Here is a 19,362-nt window from a genome sequence, read left to right on the forward strand (position 1 = left end):
CGGCCCGCGCGAGTTACGAGTCAGGCGCGCTTGAGTCCGGAGCGCAGGAATCTGAGGCCCAGGAGCGCCGCGAATCCGACAAAAAAGACGGGGATTGACCGGCGCCCGCCGGGCGTCGTCGAGCACAAAAAGAGGTCGTCGTCGTTCCCCGGGTCGACGATACCATCGTCGACATGACCCTCGTTGGGGTTCGGGTTCGGGTTGGGGTGGATATACGGGTTGTCGCAGGTGCGCTCGGCGACGAAGCTGGGGGGATAGCTCGCGCAGATCCCGTCGACATCGTCGGGCGCCAGATCGCGTTTCATGGTCTCGCCGAGGTCCGCGCTTGCGTACATGGTGGCGCGCGGCACGGTCGAGTGGTCCATGCCGACGAAGTGGCCGACTTCGTGCACCAGGGTGTTCTTGAGATCGGCGAGGTTCGGGTCGACCGGATCACCGACGTTGAGGTGATATATCTCGGAGTTAATCTCGAGGTCGGCGTCGACGATCTGGCCGGTGCGCGGGTTATAAGTGACGCTGGTGAGCGCGAAGGTCAGGTCGCTGGCGACCTGGTCCCAGCCCGAGTCGCGGAAGACGACCAGGTTGGTGTTCTGGGCCGAGGAGGACTGCTCGTAGCCAATCGCGCTCTGGGCGGTGATGCCCTCGTAGGTCAGCAACATATCGCTGCAATTATCGGGCAGGTCGAAGCCCGGGCACTCCACCTGATTCCACGCCTCGAAGGACTCAAGGATCGTGTCGAGGATTGGCTGGCTGAGGCCGGGCGGGGCGGTGGAATTGGCGGTGCCCCTGTCGTTGATGACAAAGGTCGCCTGGGCCCCGGGCCACAACACAGGCAGCGGGGTCTCGCCGGACTGGCAGGCGTAGGGCCCGCTGCGCGTGCACGTCAACGTCTGCTGATAGGCGTCGGCAGGCATGGGCAGCGCCGCGACAAAAAGAAGCGACAGCGGCAGCGCCGTCGCGATATTTTTTGTGAAGATTTTCACCGATGCATCTCCTAATTAGCAAACCCTCATCGCGCATTTTAATAGCGATTCAACACTGCGCGTAATGCATCATTGGCGAAAACGAATTCGATGTCCAATCGCCGCGCTCAGAATTCTATTTTGTCGGCGGCGAGCGGGTGGGTCCGGTTTCGAGGAAATTTGGCAGGCGTGCGTATAACTTATACAGAAAGCTTGGCACGGCGGCCAAATATTTTAGGTTTTTTGCGCAGATACGCATCACCGGTGTGAGTAAAAGGCAATTTTACGTGACAAGATGGTCGTACTTATGGCATGATGCGCGCAACTGAATGAGCATTCATTCTTTTTCCCACCACACATAGAGGTTACCATGGCAAGATATTCAGTCCCCTTAAAAGACATGCGTTTCGTGCTCGAGGCGCTCGGTTATGAGGATAAGCTCGGCAGCTTCGACGCTTTTGAGATGTACGACCTGGATACCGCGATGCAGGTGCTCGAGGCGATGGCCGCGGTTGCTGAGGACAAGCTCCTTCCGCTTAATCGCAAGGGCGACGTCGAAGGGTTGAAGTTCAACCCCGAGACGGGCGATGTGACCCTGCCCGACGGCTTTGCCGAAGCCTATAAATCGCTGTGCGAAGTCGGCATGATCGGTCTGTCGGCCCCCGAAGAATTCGGCGGCGGCGGCGCGCCCCAGGCGCTCAACGTGCTGGCCAGTGAGATGATGACGGCCGCCAATAAGGGCTTCTCGATGTGCCCCGGCCTGAGCGTTGGCTTAATGCACGCGCTCGAGGCGCACGCGACTCAGGAGCAGAAAGAGAAGTACCTGACCAAGCTTATCACCGGTGAGTGGACGGGCACGATGTGCCTGACCGAGCCGCAGTGTGGTACCGACCTTGGGCTTATCAGCACCAAGGCTGAGCCGCTCGACGACGGTTCCTACAAGCTGACGGGTACCAAGATCTGGATCACCTTCGGTGACCACAACCTCGCCGACAATATCCTTCACCTCGTGCTCGCTCGCCTGCCCGACGCCCCCGAGGGGATTCGCGGCATCAGCGCGTTCATCGTGCCGAAGTTCATGGACGACGGTTCGCGCAACCCGGTCTTCTGCACCGGTCTCGAAGAGAAGATGGGCATCCATGTGTCGCCCACCTGCGTCATGTCGTTGGACGGCGCCATCGGTTATATGGTCGGCGACCCCAATAAGGGCATGCGCTCGATGTTCACCATGATGAATATGGCGCGCTTGAGCGTCGGCATGGAAGGCGTCGCCCTCGGCGAGATCGCCTACCAGACCGCCCTCGACTTCTGCAAAGAGCGTCGCCAGGGTCGTTCGTTGGATAAGTCCAAGAATGACACCAGCGCATCGGCAGACAATATCCTCGTCCACCCCGACGTGCGTCGTCTGCTGCTCAACATCAAAGCGACCAACGAAGCCCTTCGCGGCCTCGGCGTCTGGATTGGTATCGAGCAGGACATCTCCCTGCAGCATCCCGACGAGGCGAAGCGCCAGGAGTCCGACGACCTGGTCGCGCTGCTCACCCCGCTGATCAAGAGCTACGGCTCGGAGCGTGGTTTCCAGAATATCTCGGACGCCATGCAGGCTTGCGGCGGCGCCGGTTATACCGTCGACTGGGATATCGAGCAGTACCTGCGCGACGAGCGCATCGCGATGATCTACGAGGGCACCAACCACATCCAGGCGCTTGACCTGGTCGGCCGTAAATTGCCGATGAAGGGCGGGCGTCTGCTGATGACCTTCCAGCAGCGCGTTCAGGCTTGCCTGGACGAGTGCGCCGAGATCGAAGAGTTGGCCCCGCTGGTCGCACCCTTCCAGAAGGCCGTGGGTCGCCTGATGCAGGCCACCCAGACCGTGGCTTCGCAGGGCATGCAGGACCCGGAATTCGCAGCCTCCGTGGCCTCGAATTACCTCAACCTCTTCTCGCTGGTTACCCTCGGGTTCATCTGGCTTGAGATGGCCAAGCACGCCGTGACCAAAGACGACGCGCTGTCGGCGACCAAGCTCAAGACCGCGCACTACTTCATGCAGATGGTTCTGCCTGAGACCGGTCTGTACGCCAAACTCGTCGGCGTCGGAAAGGACCCGACGATGGCGTTTGACGTCGAAGAATTCTAATCGGATTGGGTCGCTGAGGGGCTTGGAAAAATCCCTCAGCGACCGACCGCTTCAGAATATCGAGAGCACCAAAAAAGCCCCCTTTCGGGGGCTTTTTTGGTGCCAGGTGCACGCTGGGATTCGACGCCAATCAGGGCGTCATCAGAGCTGCATAATCACGCGTTGGCGGTAGCCGCGATATTCCTGCGTCTTGCGCAGGTGTCGCAGGAGCTCGTCGTAGTCGGCCTTCTCCAGGGACTTCTCCAGCGCGGTCTTGATCTTTCCGCCTTGAATGGGGCCGGCCTTATCGAAGAACCCCGCGAGCGTCTGCGTGGCAGCGCGGATGTCTTCGGCTTCGATTTGCTCGGCGCATTGCTTTGCGATCTTGGTGATATCTTTTGGGGTGATCGGGCCGGCCTTCGACGACTTGGAGGTCGAGGTCGACTTTGGCGCCGGCTTTTTGTCGGGCGTCGAGGCTGCTTTGACCTCGGGGCTCGGCGCGGCGCTGGCCGCTTCGACAGGGGCGGCGCCGCTTTGGCGGGCTACACCGAGGGTGAGCAATTCGAGCGCCATATCCGAGAATGTACGGTTCGAGTCGGTGGCGAGTTCCTTGATTTTCTCAATCAATTCAACACCTTCGCGGTCCCGCGAGCGAATAACAAGTTGCGCCTTATACTCCATACTTCCTTACTCCCAACTGCTAAATGAAATTTTATATGCTCAAAAGCCAAGCGCCAAGCCAGGGTGATCGTCACGGATATTGGTCGGATTGATACTGGTCAGCGCTGAGGGGGGCATCTTCATGCGATGATGATACTACTGGCGAGGGTGCGAGAGGGCAACCACTCAGCGGAGCGAGTTGCCCAAATAGCCTCGATGCACGATGCACTGGTTGTCAGAGCAGCGCACGTTGCGCCGCGGGCCGGTGCGCAAAAATAGAGCGGCGGCGCCATGCCGCCGCTCTATTTTTTGAGTGTGCGCAAGGCCTACTCGGGCGCGAGATTTACTCGGCCTGAGAGGCGCTGGTTGCTTTCTTCATGTCGCCATCTTGAGCGATGGAGGCCACGTTCACGTCGTTTCCGCGGGCGCGCAATTGCTCGTAGCTATCGTAGCCTTTCTCGCGCAATTGGCCGACCTGGCTGCGCAGGTCCGAGCGGATCTCCTCGCCGCGCTTGGGTGCGAAGAGGACGCCGAGCGTGGCGCCAAGGGCGATGCCGGCGCCGAAGATACCCAGGGCCGGCAGCATCATATCCATGGTGCTGCGCTTGTGCTCAAGGCCCATGCGGTCGAGCAGGTTGTTGACCGAGCTCTCGTAGGTGCTGCTCACGGTGTCATTAAGAGTGTTCATCGACTTTTTCCAGTCCATACCATCTCCTTTCGAGCGCAATAGCGAAACCAACTGTTGGGGGGAAATATCCATAAATTTAATGCCTTATCTAGAAGGTAATTTGAGTGCGATGCGGCCAATCGGCCGCTTATTCACCGCTTGAAAAGGGCGGCGGCGAGGACGGAACCCCGGCGGTCAGATGTTTAAGCTGCGAGCTGGCGATCGGAATGATCAAACCCTTGAGCCCGATGCGCACGATGCGTCGGGTGAAGGGGGTAAAGAGTCCGCCACCGAGGATATAGCCGACGCCCGCGGCAGCTGCGACCACGGCGAAGGGGTTGTCCTGGTAGAGCTGCTTGGGCGACAGGTCTTCGCGCACGCGGTCATAGAGTTGCTGAGCATCGTTGATAACACGTTTCGAATTGTCGATCAGCGTCTGGCTATCGTCGATGAGTTGGTGTGCTGGGTGGTCAGCGGTCATAGCGTAGGCTCCGAGAAGACGGCGGTTTTTCAAAGTTCTGAGCGGGTTGGGTTAATTGCGTGCGCCGATACTTAGACCAGCCAGCGTTTTTTAGCGAGCTTGCCGAGCAGATAGCCCACGCCGATCGCCCCTGCCACGCATAGAGCCGGGTTCTCGCGGATAAACTCGACCGCCTGGTCATTGATCGTGCGCAGTTGGTCGCGGGCATCATCGTAGCGAGCCTCCATTTCATGGAAGCCCTCTTCGATGCGCTCCTGGACGTCGCGGGCGCGCTCGCGAAGGTCGGCGCCGTCTTCGCCAGCGGCGGCGGCCGCCGCGTCGAAGTCCGCCGGGTCAAGGGCGACGGGGTCGCCCAAATTTACGCCCAGGTTCGCGCCAGATTTTGGAGAATCAATGCTCATATTTCAGACCTTTTATTTTCGCGTTGTGTTTCAGTGACCCGGGCGAGCGCAATCGGCGTGCCCGCCTCAGTCTGCGGAGTGCTTTTTAAGACGCGCCACGGGTTAAACCGTCGAATCAAACCGCGTGATATCGAAGATTCGCTTGGTAACTCGACAGGGCGCATCGCCAAAAATGAACTCCGGTAAAAAATGGACCCCGAATCCGATAAGTCAAGCGTTTGCCCGAGAAAAACTTCGTTTTAAGCGGGCATGTGGCTCATTTAGCGCACGCCGAGATAGAAGCCCAGGGCGAGGGCGATGCCGACCAACTCACGGGGGTGCTCGTCGACCCAGGCCCGCCAATCCAGGGTCTCCTCGATATTGAGCTGGATATCATCCAGGCTCTCGCTGATTTGTTGGCGGGCGGTGTCAATCGACTCGCGCAGCTGGGCGGTATGGGCGTCGAGGTGTCGCTCCGGCGCGGCGCGCCGAATTAATTCCGAGGCATCGGTTCGGGCGAGAGCTCGGCCGGTGCCGGGGATTTTTTCGAGTTCGCCGCGATCTGTTGTAGCCATTGTTTGTCCTTGTTGATTTCGTCGCCAAGTTGGGCGAGGTCAACCGCTTTCTCAGCGCGTAATTCGTTACTATATTTGCGCCCCATCACCGCCGCGACGCCCAGGTGCAAGAGCGCGATGACCGCGGCGCAAATCCAGGCGGCCAGCCACCCACCCAACCAGCCGGCCAGCAAGATCGCTGTGGCGAGCAAGAAGAGGTAGCCGACGCCGGCGATGAGGGCACACGCGCCCAAAATCGCCATGCGTTTGGTCGCGGCCTTTAGGTCCTGGGTCGCCTCATAGCGGGCCAACTCGATATGCTGCTTGACCAGGGTCGACACGCCGTCGGCGAGTCGCTCGAAAGCCGGCTTGAGACCGTCGAGCCCGTTCGTGGTGCGCTTTCGATTGTAGTCGCTCATGGGGTCGATCCCCTCGGTTGGGTCATACGTTATCGGGATTGCTCGGCGCGCGGCGTCATTCCGTGATCGTAACGGTCGCCAGGTCGAGCTGCTCGATGGTCTCACCGGCGTTGCTCGTCACGCTCGCCCCGATATTGTAGAGGCCGGGCTCGAGGCCCTGGAACCAGGTCTTGGCGACCCCGTGCAAGATGACCGCGCCGGTGTCCGCCGTGATGCTATCTTTTTGCGCATCACGCGGGGAGTCCGGCGGGATCTGGATAAAGACGTCCGCCTCGACAATCTCGCCCTCGAAACCGTCGATAATAATCGAGACGTTCATGGTCCCATTATAGCGGTTGACCTGGATGGTCGACGGGCTCAGGTTGACCGACACGATTGACGGGCCTTCTTCGAGGGGGACACAGGCGGTCAGCGAAAAGAGCATGCCCAGGGCGCCTAAGAGCAGCGCCATTCGCAAGATGCCGACCTTCGTGTGGTGCCCCTGACCAAGATCACCTGCGGCGCGATGATGCGAGCTAAAATACAGCATATCTATGTCCTCAATGACTCGTGAAATAGCCGTCTATTCGAAATTCTACTAAGAATTTAAGGGGCGTTTCAACATGATTGATCTGTTTTGACCCTGCTCCACTTATAGGTCGCTTCCTCCCAATATTGCAACGTCGGTGCAGATATCAAGTTTGGGCGCGTGGCGCCGATTACGCGGGCTGGGCCGGGCGTGTGCGCGCGCTCAGAGCGCGCGCCGGGCGATGGTGTCGAAGTCGAAGGGGCTGACCTGCCAGGCGTCGTAGGGGATTTCGACGAGTTGGTACGGCGAGTTCTGCCACTTTTTTCGATTCGACTCGGGCGACGCCAGGCGAAGCGGGGGCGCCTGGGGCGCGGCGAGGCTAAGCGTCCAGCCGCAGACCTCGTCCAGGGGGGAGTCCCAGCGGCGAAGCTCGGCGACGGTCAGCCGGTCCCAGCGCCAGGTATCGTCGTTGAGCGAGAGCGCCTGCTTGTCGAAGCGCAGGGAGGCTTCTTCGCGCACGTCGGCGTGGCGCATGATGACGAGTTTGGTGCCCAACCATTTGGTGCGCCATCGCCGCAGCGCCGGCAGCAGCAGCAGCCACGCCAAGGATGCGGAGACCGCCGAGAACGCCCAGGACCATTGCTCAAACGGGTTGGCGCCGGCGCCGGCCAGGTGGAGAACGCTCATGACCGCCATGGTTGCGAGTACCGCTGCGGGCGGCAGCAAAATCGCGATAACTTCGAGTAATCCCGCGCGTTCAAAGCCCGGGCGGATTCGGAAGCACTGGGTATAAGTCGCCTCGTCCGAGAGCAAGCCGGTCGCGATGGGCGTAGTGACGGGTGCGGTCGGCATCGCGGCGAGGCTGGGCATCTCGTCGGTGAAGGCCGGCGATGGGTCGGTTTGCCGTGGCGCGGGTTCCGGGGCCGCCACGTGACCGACCGAAGGCGTCTCCTGGCGCGTGTACATCCGCTGGGTGGACGTGCGCGGCGCGGCGGCGTCGTCTGTCGCGCTCTCGTCGGCGGGCTCCGAATAATTGCTGACTGAGACGGATTCAAAGGGCGCGGTCACCGGGTCAGAGGTGGGCTCGTCGAGCGGGATGATCCCCGGCACGAACCCCCCCGGTGGGAGGGTGTTGAAGTCGTCGTGCGCGGGCTCAACCGCGAATTCGTCCACATCGTCTGCGGCCCGTCCGGGGATGAGCGTGTCTTCCAGGAGCGCGTCGACATCAGCGCCGCGTCCGTATTCGCTGGGGCGGCTCAGATCGAGGGTGGGTCCGGCGTCGTCGACCTCAGCGGGGCCCTTGGGCTGTGCCGGCTGGGCGCGGTGCGGGGCGTCGGGCCACTCAAAGGGGGCCAGTTGCGGCTCAATCGCGGCGTTCGCGCCGACCAGGCCGGCGCGTGCGCGCATCAATAGATCGGCGAGCTCGCGCAGGCCTGATTCCGTGGTGGTCAGGCCCTCGTGGACCAGCGCCGTCAGGGGTTGCCAGCTCGCCTGCAAGTAGGCTGCGCGTCGGCGCTGATCTTCCCAGAGATCGGCGATCTCCTGGCGCGCGCTGCCGCCGCGCCCGATATCTCCGTTGCCGACCAGTTCTTCGAGCGCCTCGACGTCGCTCTTTCGCTGGCTCTCCAGGTCGAAGAGCACGGCGTCCAGCCAGGCGTCGAGGGTCGCGCGCGCGTCTTCGCTCACCCGACGCGCCTCGCGGATCAACGCGTTCAGATAGAAGGTTGTTTCGGTATAAAGCTCGACCAGGCGCTGGGTGCGGGTGTCATCATCGAAGTCGGCGTCGACGAAGCCCTCGTCGATAAATGTCTCGATGCGCCCCGCGGCCAGGGCGACCGTGCGCGGGCCCAGGATGCCGTGCTCGGCCGACGCGGCCGGGGGCGTGTCGGGGTCGGCGTGGGTCTCGATGGCCACCGGTCGCAGGTGGAAAAGTGCACGCACCTGGGCCGGAGTGATCTCCAGCCAGGTCGGCAGCGCGTCGCTATTCTGGCGCAAGCGCTGCTCATAGTCGGGAAGAATATCCATCAACTCGGAGCGCATATCATCGAGGTCTTCTTCGAGACCCTCGTGGGCGCGCCGCAGGATATCTGCCCGCCGTGCATCATCGGAAAAATTACTCGCCACGCTTGGTACTCATCGGGAAAAAGTCGTGATTGCCCACGGGTTCATCGCCACAGTGTCGCACGCTTTGGGCGGGGCGCAAGATCTTCGCGCAACCCGAGCAGCGGGCGGAATATGGGCACATATTTTTTGAATCAAGAGGGGCGTTTCGAAAAGATTTCGCACGCCTCCCTATATCGCACCCACTATATAGGGGGACAAGGATCGTTTCGTCCAGATGGCGCAGGCATTGCCATGATCTGGCCGGTCGATTTAGTTCGTCGGGCAGGGGTGCTCGCCGCCATGATAGGCGTCGAGCAGGGCGGGCTCGGGGTGGGAACGCGCGCCAGGAGCGCTTGCCTCACCGGTGTGAGTCTCGGCGGCGCGAAGCTCGACGCGAAAGTGACAATTGGGCAGACGATTCCACAGAATATGCGTGCCGGGCTCGAAGATATTGGCGGCCGATGAGACGGTCGAGGTCGGGGCGGTATCCGGTCGGCTATCCGGCGTGTGAGCATCGGCGGAGTGCAGGCGCATGGAGGAGAATTGAACGCGAACTCCGTGGCAACCCGGAGCGACGTCGAACTCGACGTCGATGGTGTCGCCCTCGGCGGCCTGGCTCAGGTCGGAGGTCGGCGGGAGCAGAACCCCGTCTCGCCCGATCCAATAGCGGATCATGCGGATGCGATCGGCCGGGTTGGCCGGGCAGCTTGTGGGGTTGCAGGTCCGCGGGATCTTTGCGGATTCGTGGTCTCTTGAGCGCGCCACCAGGCCGAAGTCGCCCAGGTAGAGGTCCTCGAAGCTTAGCAGCGGCTCGGCCCGGGCGGGCGTTGCCTGGCCTGGCACCTGCGCCGCGGGGAGCGCGCCCGACAGGTCGCGCACTTGCACGTCGACGTGGGCCGCCTGCGTGTTCGCGGGCAGCAGGATGCACTCGGTGCGGCTTGATTCGCCGTCGAGGCGCTGGCGCCCGACGGTGGGCGTGGGCGTGGGCAGCAGTCGGTCGCTGTGGCTGCGCAGGGTCCACTCTAATTTCAGCGGGTCGCCGTCGGGGTCGTGAGCCGTGGCGCAGACCTTGGTGCTCGAGCAGCTCGCGTCGCTGGACAGGGGCGTGACCTCGATCGGGTCCAGGCGCGGGGCCCGGTTTAGGATCTCCTGCAGGCGCACGCCCGCGTGGTCATCGGGCGCCTCGCACTCGCTTAAGATCACATAACTCTGCGACTCGCCGGACTCCAAAAAGCTATTCGGGGTGTCGGCCGGCTCGCAGCTCCCCAGCGCCACGCCTGCCTGGTCGACCACCTGGGCGCGCACCCGGTGGCACCCCGGCGTGACCTGCCAGGTGATGTCCCCGAATCGGTGCGCCGCTTCGGGGCGCAGCTTGAAGTCAGAATACGCGCGAAACCGGCGAATCGAGTCCGCCCACAGCGGGATCGTGACGCTCTGGATCGGCCCGCGCGACGCGCATTCAAATAGCTCAAAGCGCATCGCCGCCCCGCGCTTGACGCCCACCCCGTAGAAGGGCGCGCCCCCAAGCACCTGCAGGGTCGCGCGCTGCGGCTCGCCTATCGACCGAAGCCAGTGGTGGCTGCCCATCCCGCCGCTCAGGAGCAGAGCCAATGCAGCCAGCAGCAGCGCGAGTCCATAGAGTACGGTTTTGTTGAGCATTGACCCCTCCGCGGAGCTTCTTTCAGATTGGTTTCCACGCCGGCGCTACCCTTACAAAAAGCGCCGCCGCGTCGTGGAGGCGTCACCGCGGCGCATCCGTGCGGGTGAATTTCTCCTGAAAATTAGTGCCTGATTAGAAGATGCACGCGCTCGCGCGTCCGAGAAGGGGCGGGGCGAAATATTTTTCCGGCGCCCACTGGTCCCAAAGGCCCCGAAAAAATCGGTCATTCGCCTGCTTCTGCGGTTGACCTTGGGGGCTCGGAAGTGTGATCTATTTCGAGATTTATCCGGGCGCGTAGCGAATCGATCCGTTTGCGCTCGCGCGCGCGATAGAAATTGTGCGCACCGACCAGCCCCACCGGCTGATTCGGGCCAGGTCGAGAACCGTTGGAAGGGTGATGCCAGAAGAGACACAACAACTCGGGCGATACGAGCTCATCAAGCGCATCGCTGTGGGCGGGATGGGGGTGATCTACCTGGCCAAATCCCGCGGGGCGGGGGGCTTTGAGAAGACGGTTATTATCAAGAAGATCCTCGAGCACCTGGCCGATGAGCCCGAGTTTATCACCAAATTTCTCGACGAGGGGCGCACCGTTGTGCACCTCACCCACGGCAATATCGTGCCCGTCTTCGATATGGGCTCGCAGGGCGGTGAGTATTTTATCGCCATGGAATACCTGCCCGGGCGCGACCTGCGCGACGTGCTTAAGCGCCTGCGCGATAGCGGGGAGCTGATGCCGATGTCGCTGGCGGTGTTCATCGCCATCGAGGCATGCAAGGGCCTGGACTACGCGCATCGTTGCACCGGCGAGGACGGCCAGCCCCTGGGGATTGTGCACCGGGATGTCAGCCCGTCGAATATCCTGATTTCGCGCGACGGTGAGGTCAAGATCATCGACTTCGGCATCGCCCGGGCGACCGGCCGGGTGGCCAAGACCATGACCGGGCGGATTCAGGGGAAGGTCTGCTATATGAGCCCGGAGCAGGCCACCGGCAAGTCGGTCGACAGCCGCAGCGACATCTTCTCGATGGGCGTGGTGCTCTACGAGATGCTCACCGGGGTGCGGGTATTTCAGGGCGATAGCGACCTGCAGAGCCTGGACTATGTGCGCCAATGCGAGGTCGCGCCGCCGAGCAGCATCAACCCGGAGATTCCGCCCGAGCTGGACGCCATCGTGCTGCGCGCGCTGGTCGCCGACCGCCAGGCGCGCTACCAGAGCATCGAGAAGTTGCACGTGGCGCTGCTGGAGTGGCTCTACGGGCGCGGGCGCGCGGTCACCAGCCAGCAATTGGCCGAGTTCGCCGGCGAGCTGTTTCCCGAGGGGTTTGAGCGCAGCGAATTGCGCCGCGCGCGTGACCCGTCGAGCCTTGGCTCCTCGGAGGTTGAGCCCGCCCGGCTTAACCTCGACGACGCCCTCAACGCCGAATTCGCGAAGTTGGGCGCGCTCGATACCCTCGAGCAGCACAGCCAGTGCACCGCCTCGGCCCAGATCGACCCGCTGAGCCTGACCGCTGATAAGACCGGCGAGCAGACGCCCGCCCCGCCCGCGCCGACCGCGGACCCGCAGCGCGACGCGCTCGATGATGCGCCTGAGATTGCTGATGAATCCGACGAGCAGGAATCCGGCGACGCGCCCTCGGCGTCGCATCTGCTCGTGGACCCCGCGCCCGCGCCAAATGGCGAGCGCGGCTTTAAGCGCTGGATGTTTGTCGCCCTGCTTGTGGGGAGCGTGGTCGGCGTGGCGGGGCTCTATTTCTTTTTGCTCAATGACCAGGGGACGGTCGAAATTCGCACCGAGCCGCCCGGCGCGAGCATCCGGGTCGACGGGGTGAAGGTGTCGGGGGCGACCACGCCGCATACCCTGGAGCTGCAGGCCGGTGAGCATATCATCGACCTTCGAAAAGATGGTTTTGTTGAGCAAAATTTGTCGCTGAAGGTGGGCGCGGGAGAACGCCTCGTGTTGGACGGCGACACCATCGTGTTGCGCCCGCTGGTGGCGGGACCCGGAGGCGTGCGGCAGGCGTGGATCACCGCGACCCCGGATGACGCCACGATCACGATCGATAACGGGGCGCGCGTGGAGCGCGGGCAGGCGAAGATCAAGGTCGCGCCCGACGCGCAGGTGCTGGTTTCGGTGAGCCATCCGGGGTGTGAGACCCGCAATGAGGTGGTTACCTATGAGCGGGCCAGCCGGGCGCTGCCGGTCGAGTTGGAGTGCGACGCTCCCGACGCGGGCCAGGCCCCGGCCGATGCTGCTTCGCGCGCCGCGCGCCCCGACGCACCGGGGCAGGGCGGCGCGAATACCGTCGTAGACAAGCCGACTTCGTCGCCCGAAAGAACCGGCGCGACCTTCACTACGCTTCGCTTTCTTAGCGAGCCCCCGGGCGCCAAATTCAAGCTCGACGGCGAGCCGGTTGAAGGCGCCGTTCGGCTGAAAGTGGGGCGCGACCTTCGGCTCGAGGCAGCGCTCGCCGGGTATAAGCCCGCGCAGAAGACCCTGCGCGTCAGCCGCGCCATGGGGGGGACCTATCGAGTGAAGTTGGAGAAGGCGCCGGCCGGCTGCGTGTTGATCCGGCCGCGCGCCGGCCAGCAGGTCGAAGTCGTCATCGACGGCGACTCGGTGGGGCGCACCGCCGGCGCACGTTTTGACGTGCCCGCCGGCGCCCATAAGGTGGAGCTTGTGTGGGGCGACAAATCCCGCAGCGTCTATGATATAACGGTGTCGCCCGGCGATGCCTGCACCGGCCCTCTCGGGTTTGAGCCCGCGCCAACCCCATAAGCACCGCCACGAGATTTGCCAGCGAAATCAGCCCTTGGATGCCTCGATGGTTTAAGGTCCGGGGCTTTTGCGCTAAGGCATTGTTTTTCCCCCTGAGTTCTTGAGGAAATCAGTCAATGAGCGACACGACCAGAACCGTTTTTTTAGATAGTGGCGAGCAATTACTCGAGCTGCAAAAATACCAGCTGCGCGTGGTGGGCGGCGAGGGCGAGCACGCCCAGGCCCATGTCTTTGAGGCGCGAAAGGTTCAGATCGGCAGCTCCCCCGAGAATGACCTGGTGCTCGATGACCCGGCGGTGAGCCGCTTTCACGCGGTGATCGAGGTCGATGAGCGCGGGTATTTGCTGCGCGATACCGGCTCGAAGAACGGCACCTTCGTGGGCAAGCTGGGGGTGCGCGAGATCTATCTGAGCGACGGTTGTGTGTTCCGGGTCGGAAATACCGAGGTCAACTTCACGATCACCGAGGTCCCGGCCGAGGTTCATTTCTCCAATAAAACGCACTTTGGCAAGATGCTCGGCGGCAGCCTGGTGATGCGCGAGATGTTCTCGATGCTCGAGCGGGTCGCGCCCACCGACGCCACGGTGTTGATCGAAGGCGAGTCGGGGACCGGCAAGGAGTTGGTCGCCGAGGCGCTGCACGCGCATAGCGCGCGAAAAGACGGGCCGTTTATCGTCATCGATTGCTCGGCCATCGCGCGCGATCTTATCGAGTCGGAGCTCTTCGGGCATATCAAGGGGGCGTTCACCGGCGCGACAGGCACCCGCCAGGGCGCGTTCGAGGCGGCCGACGGCGGCACGCTTTTCCTCGATGAGCTCGGGGAGTTGGACCGCGATCTGCAGCCGAAGCTTTTGCGCGCCCTGGAGAAGCGCGAGATCAAACCGGTCGGCAGCAACACCACGATCAAGACCAATGTGCGGGTGGTCGCCGCCACCAACCGCCGCCTCATCCACGAGGTCAAAGAGGGTAATTTCCGCGAAGACCTCTATTTCAGGCTCGCCGTGATCAAGGTCGAGATGCCGCCGCTTCGCGAGCGCCCGGAGGATATCCCGGTGCTGGTCGAGCATTTCCTGGGCGCCGCCAACGAGATGGCGGGGCGCGACGGGGTGGACGTGAGCTATAAGACCATGGAGAAGCTCAAGCGCCACAGGTGGCCGGGCAACGTGCGGGAGCTCAAGAATTTCGTGGAGCGCGCGGTGCTGTTAACCCACGGCGACCAGATCGAGACGCGCTTTTTGCAGAGCCGCGAGCCGGTCGATGAGAAGCCGCCGGTGGTGCTGGAGTCGGCCGCCTCGATGGCAGGCCTGGCCCTGGAGCAGGGCCTGCCGTTTAAGGACGCGAAGAACCGGCTGATCGAGGAATTTGAGAAGAGCTATTGGATGCGGCTTCTGGAGCAGAGCGACGGCAATGTCTCCGAGGCAGCGCGCATCGCAGGCGTGCACCGAAAGAGCGTCGAATATATTCTGAAGAAGCTTGATATCTCGCGCGACGACCTCGGCAGCTAAGGCCGAGGTCGTGCGTTGATGAGGGTGTGGGGCGGGGGCTATTTTTTGAAGCGAATGCCCCAGACCCGCCAGAGCGCCTCGGCGGCGATATTCGGGCTCATCTTCGAGACGCCGACGGTGCGATCGGGGAAGACGATCGGGATCTCCAGCAGGCGATAGCCGCGCTTATAGGCGCGGTATTTCATCTCGATCTGGAAGACGTAGCCCGAGGCCTCGACCCGTTCGATGTCGATATCGCGCAGCACCCCGGCGCGCCAGGCGACGAAGCCGGCGGTCAGGTCCTGCACATCAATCCCGAGGATCGTGCGCGCGTAGATGCCCCCGCCGCGCGAGATCACCTTGCGCACCACGCCCCAGTCCTCGGTGCCTCCGCCGGCGACGTAGCGCGACCCCACCACGACATCGTATTTCTCGAGCTGAGCGATCATCTCCGGCAGGTATTTGGGCTGGTGGCTGAAGTCCGCGTCCATCTCGATGATATAATCGTAGCCCGCGTCCAGCCCCCACTCGAAGCCGGCGATATACGCCTTGCCCAGGCCGGCCTTTTCCTTGCGATGCAGCACATGAATGCGCGGGTCGGCGGCGGCCAACTCGTCGGCGATATCTCCGGTGCCGTCGGGGGAGTTATCGTCGATGACCAGCACATGAACCTCCGGCACCACCTTGGCGATGGCCGCGATGATCGGGCGGATATTCTCGGCTTCATTATAGGTCGGCATGCAGATCAGCGTTCGCGGCATAGACACTCCAAATAGCTCCGCCCGGGGCGGTTCAATACAAATAAATAATAGTGCGATTCGCGCGAATACGGCAAATATTGGCGCCCGCGTGCTCGCGATTATTATGGCGTGTCAAACGCAAAGCAAGCCCGCAATCGAGAAGACTTGCTCGTCGGCGATTACTCGGCCGGGGCGTCGGCGCTCGAAGCCTCGTGATGGTAGGCGGCGGCGGGGGGATCGGATTGATTCGCGGCGACCAAGAGCCCCGCAGCGAGCGGCGTGGCGACCAGCGCCGCGCTCGCCAGCGCTGCGCGCCAGGAGGTCATTCGCTTGATCGGGTTTTGCCCGCTCACCCACAGCATCAGCGGCGAGGCGGCGACGAGCAAGGTGGCGAGGGTCTGGGGGTGATTTAGGGCATCGGCGAAGGCCGGGACGTCGGCGCTTGTGAAATAGCCGTAGGCGAGCAGCGCGCTAAATAGCAGGCCGAAGACGGTGCTGCCGCCACGTGATACCCGAAGCCCCGGGCGAAGCCACGCGACGACGAGCGTCGCGGTCGCGGCCGCCGTCATCACACCCATCAATTGGCCGACGCGCGCGCTTCCCGTGAGCACCAATACTGCCGCGCCGCCGGCGCTCATCAAGGTCATCGCAAGGGGAACCATCGCCCCGGGACGCTCTTGGGCGGCGCGATCCAGCGCGTTCATCAGCGCGTTGCTCCCGAGCGTCAGCCCGCCGAGCCATATCCAGGCGCTCGCCCCGTCCCAATGGTGCTCGACCATAAACCCGAGGGTCAGCCGGAAGGTCAGCAGCGCGAGCCCCAGGCGAAGCGCTGCGCGCAGGCCGTCATTCGTGTGGCGAATACCCTCGATGACCCCGACCCCCACGGCCACCAACGCCATATAAAAGAGCCAATGCATCGCGTTGCCCGGCAGGAAGTCTGGGGCCCCGACAAGCGCCAGGAAGCCTGCGCCGAAGGCCAGCCCGAAGCCGCTGGCCGCGGCCCAGGGGCGCACGCCCGGGGGCGCGTCATCGCTGCGGTCTTCTTTGCCTGCGATAAGCGCGCCGATAAGTAGCGCGATCCCCATGACCAGGGCGGGCAAGATACCCCCAAAAAAGAGCTGCGCTGCGATGAAGTCCATCATTGAATCCGGGGCGGGCGTCGAAAAAAATCGAGCTTTAAACAAAGGTGCGCCGCGCGGTCAATAGCCCCGCGCGGCGCACCTCTTCGAAGCAATGAAAGCGGGGCTTATTTCGCTTCTTGCACGCTCTCGATGGAGAGAATCAGCTTCACGTTATCGCTGATGCCGCCGCCGACCATAAAGTCCATGCCGAAGTCGGTGCGGTTGATGTTGAACGTCGTGTAGAAGCCGCGCGTGACGGTTCCCTTGGGGTCGGTCATCGAGCCGGTCATCTGCACGATCGTGCTGACCTCTTTGGTCTGGCCATGAATGCTCAGGTCGCCGGTAACCGTAAAGGTGTTGGCGCCGCGCTTCTTCACCGAGGTGCTCTTAAAGGTCATCTTCGGGAATTGCTTGACGTCGAAGAAGTCCGCACTCTTAAGATGGGCATCGCGCTTGGCGTTTCCAGTGCTGACGGTGTCGGTGAGGACTTCGACGTTGAAGCTCATCTTCTCGGGGTTGGCCGGGTCGTATTTGATCTCACCCGATTTGCCGTAGAACTCGCCGAACACATAGGCCGAGTTCTTATGCTTGACGCGGAAGAGCATATTCGAGTGCACCGGGTCGACCTTAAGGGTCTCGGCTTTCTGCTCGGCGACCTTCTGCTGGGGGGCGGCCTCTTGGGCAAACGTGGTGCTGCCCATGCCAATCAGAAGGCTCGCGGACAGAAGGCTCGTGGCGATGAGTTTGAATTTGGAAGTCTTCATAGGTCTACTCCAGGTGTGAAAATAAAAATAAATAAGACCATCTTGGCCGTCGTGGGCTTGGATGTTCGAACCCGCACGAGGGTTTCAAATAGATTGTTTCGAGCCCGCATTTTGTCAGCGAAGTGCTCGAAAATCGAGACGAATTCGGGATGCGTGCGACTTCTCGACTTTAGGTCCAAGCGTTGCTATAAGCGCAGCGCAAATCGGGCCGAGCGGAAATTTCCGCGAGACCTCGCATGTCATCCAAACGTCTGACGAATAAGTCTTCGAAAGAAAAATTGAATTAATTTGCTTCACGAATACTTATAGGAGCGCGGACGTTTTGGCCATCGCGTAAAATCGATTTGCGAGACCTGACTTTCGTCTGGGCCCTCAACAGCCCGACTTGATTCGATATTCCTTAATCACAAACAATTGCTCGAACCAAGCCTGAAAAGGTTGAGCACCGCCGAAGAGTTGTAGCTATGCTCCGTAAAATGATGCGCAGTAAAATTCACCGTGCCACCGTCACCCACGCCGACCTCGACTACGAAGGGAGCGTGACGATCGACGTAGACCTCCTCGAGGCGGCGGACATTATTCCTTATGAGTGGATCTGCATCTGGAACTGCACCCAGGGTACCCGCCTTGAGACCTACGTGATCCCGGGCGACCGCGGCTCCGGCGTGATCTGCGTCAACGGCGCAGCGGCTCACCTCAACGCGCCCGGCGACATCGTCATCCTCTGCACCTACGTGCAGATGGAAGACGAGCAAGCGCGCAAGCACCACGGAAAATGCGTGCGCGTGACCGCCGACAATAAGTTGCTGGGCATCGAGCCCGAGATTGCCGGCCCGCGCATGCCCGCCAAATACGACGCAGAATCCCTCTGAGCACCACGATATGGGCATCTCATTCGACAATTTAGCGCCGCCCCGATGGGGCGGTGAGGTGCCCGACCGCGTCGAGCGCCCAGCCTGTCGGCTGGGCCCCGACCTGGTGATCGACCCACCGGTGGTTCTGTCTCCGATGGCGGCGGTCACCAACCCCCCGTTTCGCATGATTTGCCGCGAAATGGGCGCCGGCATGGTCGTCACCGAGATGATCCATGCGCGCCTTCTGCTCGAAGGCGATGAGCGCACCCTCCAATTTCTCGATCTTCGAAAGAACGAACATCCCGTGGGCGTCCAGCTCTTTGGCAACGACCCGGTCATGCTCGCCGAGGCCGCCGCGCGCGTGGTGGAAGAGGGCGCCGACTCGGTCGACCTGAATATGGGGTGCCCGATGAAGAAGATCGTGACGAGCGGCTGCGGCGCCGGCCTGCTCAAGAACACCGATCTCATCTACGAAATTTTTAAGACCATGGGCGACGCGGTTGACGTGCCGCTCACCGGCAAGATCCGCGCGGGCTGGGAAGACAGCAACGCGGTCGACGTCGGCCTTGCCATGCAAGACGCCGGCGCGAGCGCCGTGACTATTCACGGGCGAACCCGCGGCGAGATGTACGACGGCCACGCCGACCTCGGCGTCATCGCTGAGCTTAAGCGCGCCGTCGACCTGGTCGTCATCGGCAACGGCGACGTGCGCGACTGGCAATCCGCCCGGCGCATGTTCCACGCCACCAATTGTGACGCGGTCATGGTCGCGCGCGGGGCGCTTGGCAACCCCTGGGTGTTCCGCGAGATCAAAGCCGACCTCGACGGGCTCGCGATTCCCGCGCCGCCCGACCTCGACGACCGCCGCCGCGTGCTCACCCGGCATGTCGAGCTTTATGTCGAGACCTTCGGCGTCGAGCGCACGACCTTCGAGATCCGCAAGCACCTGCTGTGGTATTTCCGCGGCAGCGCCGGCGAGAAGGTGCTGCGCAAGGCGTTGCGCGGGCTCAAGACCCAGGCGGATATCCTCGAGGCGTTGGACGCCGCGTGCGAGGCGTGTCGCCTCGCCTCCCCAGAACCCCCCATACAAGCATCCAGCTAGGCCCCAGA

The 19,362-nt window shown here is 62.5% G+C and carries 18 protein-coding genes; 5 read left to right on the top strand and 13 right to left on the bottom strand.

Annotated elements, in window-relative coordinates; all coding sequences use genetic code 11:
• Positions 1-20: 20 nt before the first annotated feature.
• Positions 21-983: a matrixin family metalloprotease gene (locus DN745_RS00860; RefSeq protein ID WP_111331263.1), complete on the bottom strand. Its 963-nt coding sequence runs from the start codon at positions 981-983 to the stop codon at positions 21-23.
• A 349-nt stretch (positions 984-1,332) separates the two neighbouring features.
• On the opposite strand from DN745_RS00860, the gene DN745_RS00865 reads away from it, so the two are divergent.
• Positions 1,333-3,099 carry an acyl-CoA dehydrogenase C-terminal domain-containing protein gene (locus DN745_RS00865; protein ID WP_111331265.1) on the top strand — a complete coding sequence of 589 codons (1,767 nt, stop codon included), beginning with the start codon at positions 1,333-1,335 and terminating at the stop codon, positions 3,097-3,099.
• 141 nt (positions 3,100-3,240) lie between these two features.
• Here DN745_RS00865 and DN745_RS00870 read toward each other — a convergent pair whose 3' ends face one another.
• The 9 genes from DN745_RS00870 to DN745_RS00910 all read right to left on the bottom strand — a co-directional run bounded on the left by DN745_RS00870 (position 3,241) and on the right by DN745_RS00910 (position 10,509).
• Complete coding sequence (locus DN745_RS00870) at positions 3,241-3,759, bottom strand: hypothetical protein (RefSeq protein ID WP_111331267.1); 519 nt, start codon at positions 3,757-3,759, stop codon at positions 3,241-3,243.
• Positions 3,760-4,081: 322 nt separating this feature from the next.
• A complete protein-coding gene (locus tag DN745_RS00875) occupies positions 4,082-4,444 on the bottom strand; it encodes a YtxH domain-containing protein (RefSeq protein ID WP_162687375.1) in 363 nt (120 codons plus the stop codon).
• A gap of 109 nt (positions 4,445-4,553) precedes the next feature.
• Entirely contained in the window at positions 4,554-4,886 is a 333-nt protein-coding gene (locus tag DN745_RS00880; protein ID WP_111331271.1) for a hypothetical protein, read from the bottom strand.
• A 71-nt stretch (positions 4,887-4,957) separates the two neighbouring features.
• On the bottom strand, positions 4,958-5,287 hold the full coding sequence (locus tag DN745_RS00885; protein WP_111331273.1) for an ElaB/YgaM/YqjD family protein: 330 nt from the start codon (positions 5,285-5,287) through the stop codon (positions 4,958-4,960).
• A 260-nt stretch (positions 5,288-5,547) separates the two neighbouring features.
• Positions 5,548-5,841: a hypothetical protein gene (locus DN745_RS19115; protein ID WP_133622137.1), complete on the bottom strand. Its 294-nt coding sequence runs from the start codon at positions 5,839-5,841 to the stop codon at positions 5,548-5,550.
• Positions 5,760-6,239: a phage holin family protein gene (locus DN745_RS00895; RefSeq protein WP_111331277.1), complete on the bottom strand. Its 480-nt coding sequence runs from the start codon at positions 6,237-6,239 to the stop codon at positions 5,760-5,762. Before DN745_RS00895 ends, DN745_RS19115 begins: the two co-directional genes overlap by 82 nt.
• 55 nt (positions 6,240-6,294) lie before the next feature.
• Entirely contained in the window at positions 6,295-6,768 is a 474-nt protein-coding gene (locus tag DN745_RS00900) for a hypothetical protein (RefSeq protein WP_111331279.1), read from the bottom strand.
• 201 nt (positions 6,769-6,969) lie between these two features.
• Positions 6,970-8,871, bottom strand: a complete 1,902-nt coding sequence (locus DN745_RS00905; protein ID WP_111331281.1) for a hypothetical protein — start codon at positions 8,869-8,871, stop codon at positions 6,970-6,972.
• 249 nt (positions 8,872-9,120) lie between these two features.
• A complete protein-coding gene (locus DN745_RS00910) occupies positions 9,121-10,509 on the bottom strand; it encodes a hypothetical protein (protein ID WP_111331283.1) in 1,389 nt (462 codons plus the stop codon).
• 398 nt (positions 10,510-10,907) lie between these two features.
• On the opposite strand from DN745_RS00910, the gene DN745_RS00915 reads away from it, so the two are divergent.
• Both DN745_RS00915 and DN745_RS00920 read left to right on the top strand, forming a co-directional pair.
• Positions 10,908-13,289, top strand: a complete 2,382-nt coding sequence (locus DN745_RS00915; protein ID WP_111331285.1) for a serine/threonine-protein kinase — start codon at positions 10,908-10,910, stop codon at positions 13,287-13,289.
• A gap of 116 nt (positions 13,290-13,405) precedes the next feature.
• Positions 13,406-14,794 (top strand): sigma 54-interacting transcriptional regulator, encoded by a 1,389-nt coding sequence (locus DN745_RS00920; protein ID WP_111331287.1) that lies wholly within the window; start codon positions 13,406-13,408, stop codon positions 14,792-14,794.
• A 38-nt stretch (positions 14,795-14,832) separates the two neighbouring features.
• Here DN745_RS00920 and DN745_RS00925 read toward each other — a convergent pair whose 3' ends face one another.
• From DN745_RS00925 to DN745_RS00935, 3 genes are all read right to left on the bottom strand, one after another.
• On the bottom strand, positions 14,833-15,534 hold the full coding sequence (locus DN745_RS00925; protein WP_111331289.1) for a polyprenol monophosphomannose synthase: 702 nt from the start codon (positions 15,532-15,534) through the stop codon (positions 14,833-14,835).
• Positions 15,535-15,692: 158 nt separating this feature from the next.
• Positions 15,693-16,655 (bottom strand): hypothetical protein, encoded by a 963-nt coding sequence (locus tag DN745_RS00930; protein WP_133622138.1) that lies wholly within the window; start codon positions 16,653-16,655, stop codon positions 15,693-15,695.
• A 104-nt stretch (positions 16,656-16,759) separates the two neighbouring features.
• Entirely contained in the window at positions 16,760-17,398 is a 639-nt protein-coding gene (locus DN745_RS00935) for a YceI family protein (protein WP_111331292.1), read from the bottom strand.
• Positions 17,399-17,862: 464 nt separating this feature from the next.
• Here DN745_RS00935 and panD point away from each other — a divergent pair, with 464 nt between their 5' ends.
• Entirely contained in the window at positions 17,863-18,270 is a 408-nt protein-coding gene (gene panD / locus DN745_RS00940; RefSeq protein WP_111331294.1) for an aspartate 1-decarboxylase, read from the top strand.
• 10 nt (positions 18,271-18,280) lie between these two features.
• Positions 18,281-19,354, top strand: a complete 1,074-nt coding sequence (dusB, locus tag DN745_RS00945) for a tRNA dihydrouridine synthase DusB (protein ID WP_111331296.1) — start codon at positions 18,281-18,283, stop codon at positions 19,352-19,354.
• Positions 19,355-19,362: the final 8 nt, after the last annotated feature.

Source organism: Bradymonas sediminis, from assembly GCF_003258315.1.
GTDB classification, from domain to species: domain Bacteria; phylum Myxococcota_A; class Bradymonadia; order Bradymonadales; family Bradymonadaceae; genus Bradymonas; species Bradymonas sediminis.